General features: G+C 69.0%; 1 protein-coding gene. It reads left to right on the forward strand.

Features of this window, described 5'->3' with window-relative positions; genetic code table 11:
* The coding region (locus CHB98_RS20895; protein WP_425432527.1) for a citrate synthase at positions 1-1,196 on the forward strand (1,196 nt) is incomplete at both ends.

Consider the following 1,196-nt stretch of genomic DNA (forward strand, 5'->3'; position numbering starts at 1 on the left):
CCGGCGACCCCGACGTGTCCCTGCGCCACCCCGGGGGTGAGTTGCCCCTGCGCGTGGTGCCGGCCACCGAGGGGGCCAGTGGTCTGGACACCGGCAAGCTGCTGGCCACCACCGGGCACGTGGCGCTGGACATCGGGTTCGTCAACACCGCGGCGTGCACCTCGGCGATCACCTACATCGACGGTGACGCCGGGATCCTCCGCTACCGCGGCTACCCGATCGACCAGCTGGCCGGGAAGGCCAGCTTCCTCGAGGTCAGCTACCTGCTGATCTACGGCGAGCTGCCCACCGCCGACCAGCTGGGCGAGTTCGACTCCCGGCTGCGCCGGCACACCCTGCTGCACGAGGACCTCAAGCAGTTCTTCAAGGGCTTCCCCCGCGACGCGCACCCGATGCCGGTGCTCTCCTCGGCGGTCAGCGCCCTGTCGACCTTCTACCAGGACTCCCTGGACCCCTTCGACGAGCGGCAGGTGGAGATCTCCACCCTGCGGCTGCTGGCCAAGCTGCCGACCATCGCCGCCTACGCCTACAAGAAGTCCGTCGGCCAGCCGTTCCTCTACCCGGACAACTCGCTGGGCCTGGTGGAGAACTTCCTGCGGATGACCTTCGGCTTCCCCGCCGAGCCCTACGAGGTCGACCCCGACCTCGCCGCGGCGCTGGACATGCTGTTCGTGCTGCACGCCGACCACGAGCAGAACTGCTCCACCTCCACCGTCCGGCTGGTCGGCTCCTCGCACGCCAACCTGTTCGCCTCGGTCTCGGCCGGCATCAACGCGCTGTTCGGCCCGCTGCACGGCGGGGCCAACCAGTCGGTGCTGGAGATGCTGGAGTCCATCCAGCGCGAGGGCGGGGACATCCCGGCCTTCGTCGAGCGGGTCAAGAAGCGCGAACCCGGGGTGAAGCTGATGGGCTTCGGCCACCGGGTCTACAAGAACCACGACCCCCGCGCGACGATCGTCAAGCAGACGGCCGACACCGTGCTCGACAAGCTGGGCGGGGACAACCAGCTGCTCGACCTGGCCCGCCAGCTGGAGGAGATCGCCCTGTCCGACGACTACTTCGTCGAGCGCAAGCTCTACCCGAACGTCGACTTCTACACCGGGCTGATCTACCGGGCGATGGGCTTCCCCACCCGCATGTTCACCGTGCTGTTCGCCCTGGGCCGGCTGCCCGGCTGGATCGCCCAGTGGCGGGAG

The sequence above is a fragment of the Geodermatophilus pulveris genome (assembly GCF_900188375.1).
Taxonomy (GTDB): Bacteria; Actinomycetota; Actinomycetes; order Mycobacteriales; family Geodermatophilaceae; genus Geodermatophilus; species Geodermatophilus pulveris.